10 protein-coding genes and 1 tRNA gene are annotated in these 14,968 nt (G+C 37.5%); 6 read left to right on the top strand and 5 right to left on the bottom strand.

Annotated features, from left to right (window positions below; genetic code table 11):
• Positions 1–187: 187 nt before the first annotated feature.
• A complete protein-coding gene (locus HUU58_02045; GenBank protein ID NUN44436.1) occupies positions 188–682 on the bottom strand; it encodes a response regulator in 495 nt (164 codons plus the stop codon).
• A gap of 265 nt (positions 683–947) precedes the next feature.
• On the opposite strand from HUU58_02045, the gene HUU58_02040 reads away from it, so the two are divergent.
• The 6 genes from HUU58_02040 to can are packed head-to-tail and all read left to right on the top strand — an operon-like array spanning position 948 to position 7,370.
• Positions 948–3,098, top strand: a complete 2,151-nt coding sequence (locus HUU58_02040) for a GWxTD domain-containing protein (protein NUN44435.1) — start codon at positions 948–950, stop codon at positions 3,096–3,098.
• A complete protein-coding gene (locus tag HUU58_02035; protein ID NUN44434.1) occupies positions 3,098–3,955 on the top strand; it encodes a hypothetical protein in 858 nt (285 codons plus the stop codon). The genes HUU58_02040 and HUU58_02035 overlap by 1 nt, the downstream gene beginning before the upstream one ends.
• Positions 3,955–4,425 (top strand): 6,7-dimethyl-8-ribityllumazine synthase, encoded by a 471-nt coding sequence (locus HUU58_02030; GenBank protein NUN44433.1) that lies wholly within the window; start codon positions 3,955–3,957, stop codon positions 4,423–4,425. Before HUU58_02035 ends, HUU58_02030 begins: the two co-directional genes overlap by 1 nt.
• Before the next feature lie 7 nt (positions 4,426–4,432).
• The gene (gene recN, locus HUU58_02025) at positions 4,433–6,139 is read left to right on the top strand and encodes a DNA repair protein RecN (GenBank protein ID NUN44432.1); all 1,707 of its coding nucleotides are present in this window, start codon (positions 4,433–4,435) and stop codon (positions 6,137–6,139) included.
• Between the two features lie 39 nt (positions 6,140–6,178).
• Positions 6,179–6,745, top strand: coding sequence for a DNA alkylation repair protein (locus HUU58_02020; protein ID NUN44431.1), 567 nt, complete (start codon positions 6,179–6,181; stop codon positions 6,743–6,745).
• 25 nt (positions 6,746–6,770) lie between these two features.
• On the top strand, positions 6,771–7,370 hold the full coding sequence (can, locus tag HUU58_02015) for a carbonate dehydratase (GenBank protein NUN44430.1): 600 nt from the start codon (positions 6,771–6,773) through the stop codon (positions 7,368–7,370).
• A 59-nt stretch (positions 7,371–7,429) separates the two neighbouring features.
• On the opposite strand, the gene HUU58_02010 is transcribed toward can, so the two are convergent.
• From HUU58_02010 to HUU58_01995, 4 genes are all read right to left on the bottom strand, one after another.
• A tRNA-Ala gene (locus HUU58_02010) sits at positions 7,430–7,502 on the bottom strand.
• 50 nt (positions 7,503–7,552) lie between these two features.
• Positions 7,553–8,827, bottom strand: coding sequence for a dNTP triphosphohydrolase (gene dgt, locus HUU58_02005; protein NUN44429.1), 1,275 nt, complete (start codon positions 8,825–8,827; stop codon positions 7,553–7,555).
• A gap of 9 nt (positions 8,828–8,836) precedes the next feature.
• Entirely contained in the window at positions 8,837–11,695 is a 2,859-nt protein-coding gene (locus tag HUU58_02000) for a PD-(D/E)XK nuclease family protein (protein ID NUN44428.1), read from the bottom strand.
• Positions 11,692–14,892 carry a UvrD-helicase domain-containing protein gene (locus HUU58_01995; GenBank protein ID NUN44427.1) on the bottom strand — a complete coding sequence of 1,067 codons (3,201 nt, stop codon included), beginning with the start codon at positions 14,890–14,892 and terminating at the stop codon, positions 11,692–11,694. The genes HUU58_02000 and HUU58_01995 overlap by 4 nt, the downstream gene beginning before the upstream one ends.
• Between the last annotated feature and the right edge of the window lie 76 nt (positions 14,893–14,968).

Genomic DNA, 14,968 nt, shown 5'->3' with positions numbered 1-14,968 from the left:
CGACTTAGTCCTATCGGTTCTCACTATAAGGAGGGAAGTGCGTGAGGCTTTAATACATATTCCTTATAACTCATATAATATAAAATTATTTCGCCAATGCAAGAGTTTTATGATAAAAAAATAGGGTTGAATGGTACATTCAACCCTATCGGTTCTCATTATCAAGAAAGGAGATAAAGCGGGCAAATTAGATTTTCATTAAAGCGGCTTTAGGAGCACTTTCAATTAGCGTATGTTCTTTGATTTTATCTAAGAGATTTTTCATACGGATGGGTTTCATAAGTATTTCGATGACACCACAACTTTTTTTATCGGAATCTGAGATCATTTCTGTTTCGGTAGCCGTATGCAAATAACCCGTAACAATGAAAATAGGCACGGTTTTATTTATTTTTCTGATGTGCTCAATAATTTCTGTTCCCGACATGACAGGTAAACACAAATCAGTGATAACTAAATCTATCTTCATGGAGCCGACAATACTTAACGCATCAAGCCCATTTTCAACGCGTATCACACTACAATGTAATGTCTCAACCATCATAGCTATAGTCGAGCCGGCAATGTCATCATCTTCTACTAATAAAACAGTTGGCTTTTTTGAATTCGAAATCAGATCAATCTCTTGATGTGTAGATGTGAGTTGCTGTAAATTGGGCTTTTGTGCTTTGTCTGTTTTCAAAATTTTATTAGTATTGATTTGTCTTTGAGAACCTCTTATTTAGAAGCATAAATAATGCCAATATTTCAGTTTAGTTGTTTTTTTATAAAACATTAACAATTAAGCGCTTATGTGTTTGTATTTTAAATTGTGAAATGTAGTAATTTTGGAGGTGTCAAATAATTGACGTCAATAATAATGAACTTTAAAAATTTGATTTATTTGAATTAAAAAAATGAAAGCTTATATTTAGATTCTTGAATGAAAAATTAAAGAAAGACAAAACATGAAAAAACAAATCTTTATTTTAGTTGGGACGTTTTTTATAGTAAACTTCTTTGTAGGTAAAAACCTAACTGCACAGTCGGAAATAGACTCGGTTGAGATTTTGAAAAATCAAGCAGTTGAAAATATACGAGCTTTTGAAAGATTGCCAACTGCTGCTAAAGCGTTATCTAAAATTTTTGGTGATAAAATAAAGCGCGCTCGTAAAATGATCGAACGTGCAGTGGTTCTCAATCCAAATGATATTGAACTGTGGTTTGTAAAAGGTGTAGTATTGCGACTTGATGGAGCCTTCGATGGGGCAGAAACTGACATTAGAAATGTAATCAAAAAAAATGATCGGTATTCTTCGTTTGGATTTCCTAACGTTTGGATACAACTCGGATATATTTATCGTGAAAAAGGTGAGTATGATTTGGCAATAGATGCGTTTAAGCAAGGTACACTTATAGATCTAAATGATACTTGGCCATTAATTGAATTATCCATGGTATTTATTGATCTTAATCGTTCTACTGAGGCTAGCGAAGCTTTTTATGGGGGGTTGAATGAAATACGTGATACTAAAAACATCGATCGCCTATTTTCAGACTGTCGTGATATAGCAACTGAAAAAGAAATTAAACAATGGGACGATTCCTTAAAGTCATACGAAGAACGGTTGGCTTTTATCAATATATTTTGGAAAAAACGTGACCCCAATCCTTTGGATGCAGTAAATGAAAGATTAATAGAGCATTACAAACGATTATCGTTTGTTCGTTCAAATTTTTCCAAATCTGCTGAACCATGGTATGATGACCGAGGCATGGTTTATTTGAGGTTAGGAAAACCTGGTCAGAGATATATTGGGCGAATTACAGATGAAGTAAGAGATAACGAATCATGGACGTATGATCATATAAAGTCTGGCTTGTACTTCGATTTTATAGAAAAATCGGGTTATTATGAGCTTGGCTCGCTTTTTGACGCGGTTGACATCAGTAATCGCGGGAGTACTTTATATGATATTTTTAACGAACGTGCACTTATTAATCCATATTATCAACGTATGGCTGACAGGATCAAAACTCAGCTTGATGTTGTAAAAGGAAGAGCTGAAGAGGCTTTTAATTCGACTGTAACATTGTCTAAAGGCGATCCGACCGCTTATGAACGACTCGAGCGTACAAATTTTGCTTCTAATTTTTTAATGACAAATAATTTTGCTCAAGACTATCTTGCCAATATAGAATACTCTAAAAAGCAAAATTTCATATTTGATGTCGGTGCACCGCATCTGCCCATGAATTGCAATTTTGCGTCGTTCCGGAGTATTAATAAAAAAGATTCAAGATTGGAGTTTTATTATACAGTTCCGTTTAAAGTACTTAATTTTGCGCCGAGCATTACGCAAGTGGACAAGTTTAATACATCAATTAAGCTTCATATGAAATTATATGATTTGAAATATAATGAAGTGAAATCGGTTGAGAGAGATTTTGACATATCGGCATTTGGAAAAGAAACAACATCGCACTTTTTCTTAGATCAGTTTGATGCGGATATCACTCCGGGGAAATATATTGCAGCCGTTGAAATGAGAAATAATGAAAAAGATCGCGTCGGAATATATCAATTCGTTCTTAATGTTCGGGATTATAATTCGGACTCGTTATTGGTAAGCGATATAGAAATCGCTCAATATGTTGACCAAACTTTAACGAAAGATAAATACCTTAAACCTCAGTCGAATCTTAAAGTTGTGCCCAACCCGGCTGCCGGATTAGTTAATACTAAGCCATTAACCATTTATTATGAAATCTATAATTTAGCCAAGAACGCAGATAATAGGACATCGTATCAGGTATCCTACTCCATTAAAATGCTTGAGAGCAATCAAAGTTTTTTGAGCTCCGTAGCCGGTGTTTTTACCGGGAAGAAAGAAGCATCGACGTCTTCTGTTACCGTCAAAGAAGGTAAGTCCGTGAATGAAAAAGAATATATAGCTTTTGATATAGCGGATCTGCCGACCGGAGTTGCTGCTCTAGAAGTTCGTGTTAAAGATCTAAACTCCGGTAAAGAAGCGGTAAGTGCGACTAATATCACAATTACAAGTGCCCGTGAGGAGCAGAATAATGCATCTTCTGAGGAAACTGTTAAAGAAAAATAATGTTGAAGTACAAATTCTATTTTTGCTGCGTCCATATTGTTGCGCTGGGTCTTGTTGCTCAAACTTATGAAACGCAATCATCGCCGATAGTCATAAGAAAGCAAAATGAAGTTACTGCTTCAAAACCATCTACATTGAAAGCAATCGGTTTATCCATCTTAATGCCTGGAGCCGGCGAACTGTATTTGAAGCAAGGAAAAAGAAGTTATTGGGCTGCAGGGCTCTTTATGGTTGCAGAAACCGCAACATGGATAACTTATTTTTCATACCGTAATGCAGGACTTAAAAAAGAAAAAGAATACATTAGGTATGCCGATAAAAATTGGAATGTAGATAACTATCTTCTATTTTTAGAAACAACCTTGCAGCTCTCGGATGGTTATTTAGGTCGCAAATCATCAGGTATTGATAGAGATAAACTTGAAGCTGCCGAAAACGAATGGGGAAGCCTTAGCGGTATATCCGTACATCATTTATACAAAAGCGGACGCCAGCAATATTATGAAATGATCTATAAGTATCCTGAACAGTTTGGACAAGGGTGGAGTGATGCAAATTGGGATTTGGTAGATATTCCCAATCGTTCTACAGGATATACACCCTATAATTTGACGGATCGCATGAAATACTATCGAAGCATGCGTGTAAAAAGCAATGCATGGCTAGAAAATGCTAGAAATGCAACGGGTTATATGCTTGCAAATAGAGCGCTTAGCGTGTTAGATGTTGTGTGGATCACTAAGAAGTATAAGACTTCTAATTCTACTGAATCTGTTCAAATGGGCCTTCGTATCAATCCGGTTAATGATCTTAATTTAAGATTAAAGGCTTATCCATCGCTTGAGGTAACCTTCTAATGCATACATCTTCCTTAAAGTCTCCTAATCTTTCTTTTGGGATCATAAAGAGCGCTTTCAATCAAAATGTAGTAAATTTATTGTTTGAAGGTTTGGCTCAAGGGTTTCAAGATGCGGGTATTGATCAAAAATACATTGATGTTTATGATGCTCCGGGCGCTATGGAGCTCCCTGTCTCGGCAAAACATTTATGCGAAACAGGTAAATATAATGCAATCGTTGCTCTCGGTTGTGTAATAAGAGGAAATACACCACATTTTGAATACGTTTCAGCCGAAACAACGCGCGGACTATCACAAGTAAGTCTATTAACCGGTGTACCCGTCATTTTTGGAGTATTAACAGTCAATACCTTGGAAGATGCAATGGATCGTGTCAAAAATGATAAATCGAATAAAGGGTATGAAGCCGCAATGGCCGCCGTCGAAATGGCCAAGTTAATTCTAAGGATCAAATCATCCCGCCAATAATGCCTTTATGATCACTTCGCTAACAATTAAGAATTTCGCGCTTATCGAGGATGCTGAAATTATCTTTGGTAAAGGATTGAATATTATTACCGGTGAAACGGGCGCTGGGAAGTCCATTCTTTTGGGCGCAATTTCGATGATATTGGGTGAAAGGGCATCGACGGATCATATTCGTAACGGAGCGGATAAAGCGATAATCGAAGGCGTCTTTCACACTAAACCGAATCGCCTTTTAAGAGCAATCTTCACGGATAATGACCTGGAATGGAATGATGAACTTGTATTGCGCCGTGAGATTTCGACACGCGGTCAAAATCGTTGTTTTGTAAATGACAATCTTATTACTACGGGATTGCTCAAATCCATCGGTGATTATCTCGTTGATCTACATGGTCAACATGAACATCAATCTCTCATTCGCCAAGAATTCCATATCGAATTTTTGGATGCATATGCCAACAATGCTGAAAATGTACAGCAACTGACTGAAATATATAAATCAGTTACAGCGCTCCAGCGTCGTATTCATGAAATTGAAACCAATAAACAGAGTATAATTGATAAGAAAGAATATTATAGTTTTCAACTTAAAGAGATCGAAGAAGTCAATCCTCAACCGGGCGAGGATGAATCATTAATACAAGAAGAAAAATTAGCTTCGAATTCGGAGAAAATATATGAATTGAGCCGCAGCGCGTACCAAGATTTATACGAATCGGATGGGGCCATTATCGAACGATTGGAGCAAGTAAAATCAAAACTTAATCAACTTTGTTCGTTTGATGAGAGGCTGATTGATTATCAGAAAGATTTCGATAGCGCCGTAATTGCTATCGCGGAAATAGCCCGCGTTTTGGGCGAATATAATCATAAAATCGTATTTGATCCTGAGCGTTTAGAGCTCATGCGAACGCGATTGATGAATTTACAAAAATTGAAACGTAAATACGGTTCTATTGAAGACATAATCCGAGCCAAAGAAGAGTATCAAGGCTATGTTTCATTATCAGAGAATTATGATGACCAGCTTCTAGCTTTAAAAAAGGAACTAAATAAAGCTATTGAAAACTACGGTAAGTGCGCACATGCGGTTTCTGCGACACGAACCAAAGCCGCCGAAAAACTTGATAAACGTGTTGCGCAAGAGTTGGTTAAGCTCGGCATAGAAAAAGCACAATTTAAAACTATGATCGCACAGATTGAGGCACCGAATGGTTGGTTTATTTCGAAAGATAAGCCCGTCCAAGCTGCGGCACAAGGTATTGATCATGTTGAATTTTTCATTTCGGCTAACGCCGGTGAATCACTTAAACCGCTCGTCAAAGTAGCTTCCGGCGGTGAAATTTCGCGTATTATGCTTAGTTTAAAAACGGCCTTAGCGCAATCGGATAAAATTCCCACCATGATATTTGACGAAATTGATGTCGGCATATCCGGTCGTATTGCACAAGCCGTTGGAATCGCGTTAAGTGAACTGTCTGAGTCTCACCAAATCATCAGCATCACGCACTTACCTCAAATAGCTGCATTGGCCCAAACACATTTTAGCGTTCAAAAACAAACGCAGGGGCATCATACAATAACGACAATTCGTCAACTGAAGGAAAATGAGAGAGAAACAGAGATTGCCAAACTTCTAGGTGGTGCAATCATCACTGATGCGGCCATTAAAAACGCACGGGATCTCATGCGTCAAAAGGTCGGTTTTCTATAGCCGTGTTTTTACTTCCGAACTGCATCCGATTGTCATTTTATGAAACATCTGATTGAAATAAAGAAAAGTTTGAAAAGGGCTTCAACAGTTGAAGCTAAGTTAGCCACTCACAAAGCTGTTCCTACAGCTAAAGGTGTTTACGGCGTTCGTATGCCGGTACTCAATAATCTGGCTAAAACATATAAAACTTGCGATTTTAAACTGATTAATGAGTTATGGAAATCCGGAAAATTTGAAGAACGCATGTTATCCGCTAAAATTATCGGATTCAAGGCTAAAAAAGAACCTGTGAAGACATTGTCTACAATCCGAAAATTCTCTGCATCGGTTGAAGATTGGGCGATCTGCGATTGTTTGAGCTCCCAAAGCATTCGGTCTATTGCTTTATCAGAACAAAAACGAATTTTCCATCTTTCAGAGCAACTGATCACATCCAAAAAAATATGGCAAAGGCGAATGGCTCTGGTTTTATTGGAATATTACACGCGTTTTCCGCACTTTCATTCGTATATTCACAAGGCTATTGATAGCCTTGAAAATGAGAATGAATATTACGTGTCTAAAGCTATTCATTGGCTTAAACGTAATATGTTAAAAAAACGTTAACCACAAACCTACAGGTTTATTGACTATGTCTGATTTAAAGCATCTGTTCGAAAATAATCTTCATTGGTCTGAAAACATTCGAGCACAAAAGCCGGACTTTTTTGATAAGCTTTCCCATCAACAAGCGCCTGAATATCTATGGATTGGGTGTTCTGACAGCAGAGTTCCGGCCAACGAAATTGTTGGACTTTTGCCGGGTGAAATGTTTGTTCATCGTAATGTGGCTAACGTGGTGGTGCATACCGATTTCAATTGTTTATCGGTAATCGAATACGCCGTCGAAGTGCTTAAAGTAAAACATATCATCGTGTGCGGGCACTATGGATGCGGTGGTGTGGCAGCTGCCCTTCAAGATAGTCGGTTGGGACTGATTGATAATTGGTTACGGCATATTCGTGAGGTCTGGAAAAAATACGAAACCGAGTTGAATACCATATCGGATCCGCAAGCAAGACATCATCGTTTATGTGAATTGAATGTCGTCGAGCAGGTAGCAAATGTATGTAATACGACGATCGTGCAAAAGGCATGGGATCGTAAACAAGATCTTACGATACATGGCTGGATTTACGGACTACAAAATGGATTAATTCGGGACTTAAAGGTATCTAAGGACAATGTATAGAACGAAGTAAAAATGATGTGCAAAATAAAAAAACCTTCTCAATAGAGAAGGTTTTTTTGTGGAGACAAGGGGGGTCGAACCCCTGACCTCAAGACTGCCAGCCTTGCGCTCTCCCAACTGAGCTATGTCCCCGTAAAGGTGCGCGTAATCTATACGAGCAAGTATGAAAAAGCAAGTTTTTTTTATACCAAATCCATAATTGAACCGAAATCCGGATCATATAATCTTTTGAAAGTTCGCAAAGCGAATCCGTCCGTCATACCGGCGACATAATCACATATCAATCGAGCGCGTTTCTTTAAATCTTTTTCATTACGAACCGGTTCTTCAGTATGATCCGGTAACAAAGTCATTGTATTTCGGTTATCGTTTCCGAGGTAGTGTTTTTCGAAAGCATCAAACATTTTTCTTAAAATATAATCACCCTTAAATTCGAGTTGATAGATTTGCGGTGAAAAAAATACAAGCTCTCTTGAAATACGGCCATATAAATCAATTTCTGCACGTTTTTCTTTATCTATAGAAAGGTAAAACGCATGGCGATTTGTTTTATCGGACATAAACGTTTTCACCGGTGACAAATTAACGGCGCGAATGCAGTCGCCAATTTTACGACTACAAAAACGTGCAATTTGACGCTCCGACATAGCTTTCAATAGATTAGAAATCAAAATGTTTTCATGATTTGTAAATAATGATTTAGCGACCCAAGACTCAATTTTGGCTTGTGTTATCAGGCCTGAACTTATACCGTCCAATAAATCGTTAATCGAATAAGCCGTGTCATCCGCCCAATCCATGATTTGACATTCTATGCTACGAAACTTATTATGATCTACGTCTGTAGGTATATCGCGGTGATCAAAAATGAATTGAACATATGGCCATTGTTCATCATACAAAAAATGATTTTTGGGCGGTTGATTATTATTATGACTTTGCGAGTAAAGCTTTTTATACTTCATCACACCATCTGTCAAAGCCCTTGTGGGATTCATTCCTTCGCGACCCGAAGCGGCGCTATAAATTGTTTCGGTCAACATCCGTAGCGTTTGTGCGTTACCTTCAAAGCCTCCGTACGGTTGCATCAATTTATTAATTGTCGTTTCTCCGGCATGTCCAAAAGGCGGGTGGCCTATATCATGGGCGAGGCATATCGCTTCGACAAGATCAGAGTCAATGTAAAAATCATCTCTAAGCTCTTTGGATTCTTCTTTCAGATAATGGCACAATGATCGGCCGATTTGCGCCACTTCTAAAGAATGAGTTAGTCGCGTTCGATAGAAATCATACTCGCCAGAAAAAAATACTTGTGTCTTGGATTGTAATCTGCGAAACGAGGATGTATAAATAATACGATCACGATCCTGTTGAAAAGGAGTTCTCTCGTACAGATGACGCCCACTCACGCCGTCAATTAATTGAATATCAAATTCATTGTAAAATGTATTAGTTATCATTTTTCCTCATGAATAATGTTCCGGCCATCGGTTACATAGATTTTTATAGGAGCAATATACGCAATTCTTTTTTTCATCCGTTTGTACAAATGGCCGTTCGTTATTGAGTAACTCGAGAGCAATACTTCGAAAATATTCCAAAGATGTTTCTTCAATTTCATTCTCAATCGAGTGAGTCTCATTTTTATCATAAGTTAGCGGTAGATAATATTCTGCAGGGGATCCGCGCAAAGCAACGATCATGCTTCGATATTTTTTGTATTTATTCTCGGAATGTGAACGATGTAGCATGATATATGTTAGAAGTTGCAATGCTTTATCAGAATCACTTTTAACAGAAAGATCAGCAATGGTTGTTGGTAATTGGACATGTTTTTTCTGGGCTGAACCAGTTTTATAGTCTATGATTTCAACAACATCGTCAATAAGGTCAATTCGATCCGCTTTTCCATGCAGGCGCATTGTGAATAGTTGACCTTCAATTGGGACATCTATTGAAGTGGACATAAGTGATTCGACAGATAGGACACATCGGTTTGTATTGTCGTGTGAAAGGCGGTTTTTTTCATTGTTCAAAAAACGTTGAATGTGCTGTTGAGCAATGGCGAATGTTATTTTATTTTTTCCACTGTGGACATCCGGATTGCCCATATCATCCAATGCATTTTGGATCGCTGTATCTACATCATTCAGCATTGAACTAATGTCTTTGGCGGCAATAGATTTTCCGATATACGGTGCGAACATGTGCTGAAATACGTGATGGACGATATTCCCGAGGTCATCACTTTGAAGTTCCGGTTTAATGTCGTCGGATTCTTCAAATTTTGCAATGCGCGATAAATAAAACTGCAATGAACAGCGATTGTAAGAATTGATGGCAGTTGGAGATAACCCTTTGTTTAAAACATTCTTGATGGCTTCGATAATGGCCGGTGTTTTTTGTATTAACAAGGGTTCGATGCTAGATTTTATAACTGGCAGGGGGCTTAATTCATTTTCTATAATAGTAATACTTGGCGATGTTTTGGCTAATTCATATCGTAGCTGTTGTATAAATCGACTGGGTTCGCCTTTTGTATTTTGATTGATTTGTGCGTCATAAATCAAGTCAATAGTTGAAGCTCTTTGTAAAAGCCTGTAAAAGTTATAGGCAAATATGGATTCTTTTTCGGTATAGTTTGGCATTCCTGATTCGGCACGAGCTGTAAATGGAATCAAAGAATGAGTCGAACGCGGCGCAGGAAATACGCCTTCGTTGACGGATAAGATAATGACATGTTCAAAATCCAATGCTCTGGTTTCGAGCATACCCATGATTTCAATACGGTGGGTCAAATTCGAACTTTCGGCAGGGGAATTGAATGGGATGCGAACATTATTAACAGCGTCCTGCATTATCCGTATGATTGTTTCTAAATTCTCACTCAAAACGGGATTATGTAAGCTCGTATAGCGTTGATATGTTTCACAAATTATTGTCCATTTTTCCTTCCATAGATACAACGCCTCAAGCTCTTCATACATTCGATTTGTAAATAATTCGCTTTTGATTTCATCAATCAAAGTGTTAATGTTTTCTATCATATGGCTAATATCGCGACAAGCATTAAATACAAGCTTTAAAGATGGTAGCTTTGTAAGTGACTGAATAAATTCAGACGATATTTTAGTTGAATTTTGTCGTATGATGGCCTCGTGTATAGCGTAAACCTTATCTTTAATTAAATTGCGAACTAAGGATAACGAAAAAAATTGAATTACGTGTTGATTTAAAAATGAATATTCTTTTCGTTTTGTTTGATTTGATAATGCATCGGCATGCAGTTGTAGTACACACATCATGAAACTATAAATCGTCGTCATGGAAAGGGGATAACCCATACTTACATTGATGCGTGCTGATTTAGTTAAGCTTTCCGGCAATTCTTCCAAAACAGGTATTAAAAGAGATTCATCACCTAATACGACGGCAATGGATGCCGTTTTATTTTTTACACTTTCTTTCAGAGCAATAATCGCTGCGCGTGCTTGTGCACTATTTTGAGAGGCGCGTGTGATGCGTATCGTTTTATTATCGCGTGATAGACGATCTCCGATCCAATGTTTATCTGTTTCAGACCATTTTTTGATATAACGACGAATGAAGTTACCGGCTTCATGGTGCTTCTGATTAATGTAAAAAACATCGGCATCCCAAAAAATTTCTGCCTGTTTTCTTCTTAGTAGATGATCAATTATTTCTTCCTCGCATAAACTGAGCGCATTAATTCCCGCAAAAAATACTTTTGACCAAGGTAAAGTGTAGTTATGACTGCGAATTTGATTGGCGGCTTCGCGATAAGCCATACCGGCGTAGGCTTTACCTTTTTTTTCAAGCACACGTTTAAATTCATTATGCAGAGCGAACAGATATTTCCAAAAGTTCTTTTGTCGTAGTTGTAAAGCGGTTAAATCTTCATCGTTTTTATCCCAAAATTCAGTTGATTTCAGGTAATCAAGATTTATAAATAACTTGGCCGGATCAACGGCATACATATCCATATCGCTAAAATCTTCTATAATTTTTAAACCTAGATCATAAAATTTTATAAAAGTTTCAGGCTGGTTCAACTTTTGGTGGCATAAATACAACTCAATCAAAAGATCAAAATTATCCGTAATACGTTTACCCGATAAACGTTCGGCTAATTCTTCGATGGTTAACATTTCAGGTAATATCAAGCCGGGCAGGGCTCTTTGACCGACATACTTTTTGAAATACAATTTCGCGCGTTGGTTTTGAAAAATAACACAACGATCATTTAAATTTGCTGAGGAATCTTTGAGTAAATAGGTTGCTATATCATCAAGAAATGCGTTCATAGATGTACCTCAACGATCTCGGGAGGATCTATATAAAGCAGTGCACCTTGTACTTTTCTGTGATGAATTTGAACAAACGGTTTCATGTATGATTGCATTTGTGTTACATGCGAATCTTTTTTTTGCCCTGTTTTAAAATCAATAATCGTGATACGGTCATCTTCGATTTGCATACGATCAAATCGTCGCAAACGACCTTCATTATCAAAAAATTCGGATTCACGAATAATGGATGCTTTAGCGTCAAACAGCGTTACAATTGATTTATTTTCAAAAAACCTTGTAAGAACAGTGTGGATATGATGCGCTTCTTCCTCATTTACGAGGCTTATTTTTTTAAAGTGTTCAATTGCCATCATCAGATCTTCAGATCTAGACATTTGTACAAGAACGTAATGAATGAGGTTACCCCAGCGTGTGTTTTTATCACCGTCCCATATTGTATCTATTTCGCTTGAGCTGTCAAATCGGCTTTGTAATTGGATCCAAGAACGCCATGGTTTATCTTTAACGGCTTCGTTATGCGTATATACGAAGCTCTTCTCCTGTTCCTTTACGTACTGCGTTTGATTCGCATAGGTGAGGCTACCTGCTTCATATGTATTTATCTGACCGAATTCATGAATAACAAATTGGTTTATAATTTCGCCAACATTCTGAACGTGTTCTTTTGACGCATTGGTGGTTGTAGTAGGACACATGACATAGAGTTGATCACGGCTCCGTGTCATCGCGACGTACAAAAGGTTTATCGCATCCAGTTGCAATAATTCATTTTCATTTTTATAAAACTCATAAAAATCAGAGTTTTGAATTTTTTTTACTTCTGGAATAAGTAGCGTATCCATACCAAAAAAGCGCTCGGGATCAGTATTAACCCATAATTTATTTTTCCCGGTCGAACTAAGTGACCAGTCAGCAATGGGAATAATAACTACCGGAAATTCTAATCCTTTTGATTTATGTACCGTCATGATGCGAACACCGCTACGTAAACCGTCATTTCGTAACGCAAGTGTTTCGTGGTTTTCCTCCCAATAATTCAAAAATTCATTTAATAACAAGGACTGTGTTTGTGCGTATTCTAAAGCCATATTTACAAAACACTCGACAAATTGGTCCGTTGTACCAATGATGTGATGACTTGCATATATGAGGGTTAGCAGCGCCTCGTGTAATGGTTGTTCGTTGATTTTTCTTATTGATGTATCCAATTTTAATTCATTGATGACGAAATCAAAAACTTCAGGAATAGATTGGGAAGAGTACCCGATTAAAAATATGTTTTCAAAAAAGTCTTGATGTCTATGTGTTAACTGCGCTGCCAAAGTCAGCCAAGTGACAAGATGGTTTTTGTTTTTTGGATTGTGGACCCAATGCAAAAATGCAATTAAGTATCGAACTTTGGGAGCGTTTCTAAGTAATAGGGATTCTTCAGTTGTGATGGGAATTTGGTATTCTGATAAAATATCAGAGATCGCAATAGCTTCGTGCTGAGATCGAACGAGAATGGCAATGTCGTGAGGGGAGTATTTTAACTCTTCACAACACGTTTGTATTATTTTTTTAGTTTTAAGAGCGGTTTCGTAGTACAATTCGCTATTACTGTCATTTTGAGTCAAAAATTCAATTTTGACATAACCCCCAGTTTGCGAATGGGCGGTTTCCTGCGCACATTGATCATAGTAATGATTGAATTTGAACCAGGGCGATGTTTTTAAGAATTCAAAAAAACGATTGTTAAAATTAACTATTACTTCCTTACTTCGATAGTTTGTATTAAGGTTGACGATGTTATACGTTTCTAAAAACTTAGACTCAATGGCGTCGCCTTCTTCTAGTTCGAGTTTAATTTTTTCGGTAAGATAGGGTAGATTTGCTAATATCTCAGCGCGGCCACCACGCCAGCGGTAGATGGATTGTTTGACGTCACCGACGATCAAGTTGTGTCGATACGTGCCGTAAGAGAGGCTTTCATGAATCAACGGTACTAAGTTTTGCCATTGCATAGCAGAGGTATCTTGAAATTCGTCCAAAAAAAAGTGATTATATTTAGACGAAATAAATTCATATATGTACGGAACCGGCTCACTACGAACGATTTTGTTTATACGATGATTTACTTCTGAAATATGTATCGTAAGTTCTTCGTCACGGAATTGATCGTAAAGTTCGGTGAATGTCCGCATTAAAGTTAGTTGCGGTAACGCTTTATTTATCAAATCATAAGAAGTGATTTTTTTTTGAACCGTCAAGTACTGGTCAATTAATTGTAATATTTTATGTTCAATAGTTTTTAAAATGTCTTTTTTCGAAGAATCAGGATGTACCAACGAACGATCGGTTAAGGCCGCAACGACGTATTGATTAGGCTCTATGTTAAATGGATTTTCAAAGCTTTTTTTAATGAACGAAAATACACCTTTTGATTTTCTATAAAAATCCTCATCAGTTAATCCTAACGACACAATTTCATCAACTATTTGTTTTAGTTTATTCTGCCATTCCAGAGTAATGCTTGACATTTGATGGCGTATTGTATTGCGTAAACGCACGAAATCAATCAATTCATGCGTTTTGATTCGTTCTAAAGGAGCAGCATGATTTTCTTCAAAAATTATGGGGATAAAACGCAATAATTCGCCGTCTAAATTATGTGTTTTACCCTCGCTGGACCGTTCTTGTGCCCATTGGATGAGGAAATCGGATAATTCTTCGTTCTGGTCAATCGCATTATATAGTCGTTCTAAAATAGACTTAGCAATCCGCATGCTGTCGAGTTCCATCGAAAAGCTGATCGGAAGCCCAGTATCAGCAGCAAATGCCTTCAATATGCGTTGCATAAAACTGTCAATGGTCGAAACAGCAAAATCGCTATATTCATGCAGAATGGTAATTAAAAGTTTTTGAGCGGCAGTTCTCAATTGTTCATCTGAAAAACCCAGAGAATTACGTAAATATTCAAATAAATGCTGGTCCGATGTCGATAATGTATGGTCGGAAGAAAAAGTTCGCAGCGCCTCAATAATCCGGATTTTCATTTCTTGGGCGGCTTTATTTGTAAACGTAATAGCGAGAATATGACGAAATTGCTCAGGTTTACCCAGAGTGATTTTAAGATAATCGCGCACCAAAACGAAAGTTTTGCCGGATCCTGCCGAAGCTCGATAGATAATTAGACTTCCAGGGTTATTCATTTCTAGTATTGTAAATGTGATTGATCAATATGGATAAGGCTGCTGATATAATCAAAAACTTTGTTTTATTGCGTAA

It is taken from the genome of bacterium, from assembly GCA_013360215.1.
In the GTDB taxonomy this organism is placed as follows: Bacteria; CLD3; CLD3; order SB21; family SB21; genus JABWCP01.
Note: the sequence above shows the minus strand (reverse complement) of the source record. Positions and strands in the feature narration are given on the sequence as shown.

Bases quoted from the DNA above. Each gene is read 5' to 3' on its own strand.
- HUU58_02035 (NUN44434.1), top strand. From the start codon at position 3,098: ATGTTGAAGTACAAATTCTATTTTTGCTGCGTCCATATTGTTGCGCTG.
- HUU58_02020 (NUN44431.1), top strand. From the start codon at position 6,179: ATGAAACATCTGATTGAAATAAAGAAAAGTTTGAAAAGGGCTTCAACA.
- recN (NUN44432.1), top strand. From the start codon at position 4,433: ATGATCACTTCGCTAACAATTAAGAATTTCGCGCTTATCGAGGATGCT.
- HUU58_01995 (NUN44427.1), bottom strand. From the start codon at position 14,892: ATGAATAACCCTGGAAGTCTAATTATCTATCGAGCTTCGGCAGGATCC.
- HUU58_02030 (NUN44433.1), top strand. From the start codon at position 3,955: ATGCATACATCTTCCTTAAAGTCTCCTAATCTTTCTTTTGGGATCATA.
- HUU58_02000 (NUN44428.1), bottom strand. From the start codon at position 11,695: ATGAACGCATTTCTTGATGATATAGCAACCTATTTACTCAAAGATTCC.
- HUU58_02040 (NUN44435.1), top strand. From the start codon at position 948: ATGAAAAAACAAATCTTTATTTTAGTTGGGACGTTTTTTATAGTAAAC.
- can (NUN44430.1), top strand. From the start codon at position 6,771: ATGTCTGATTTAAAGCATCTGTTCGAAAATAATCTTCATTGGTCTGAA.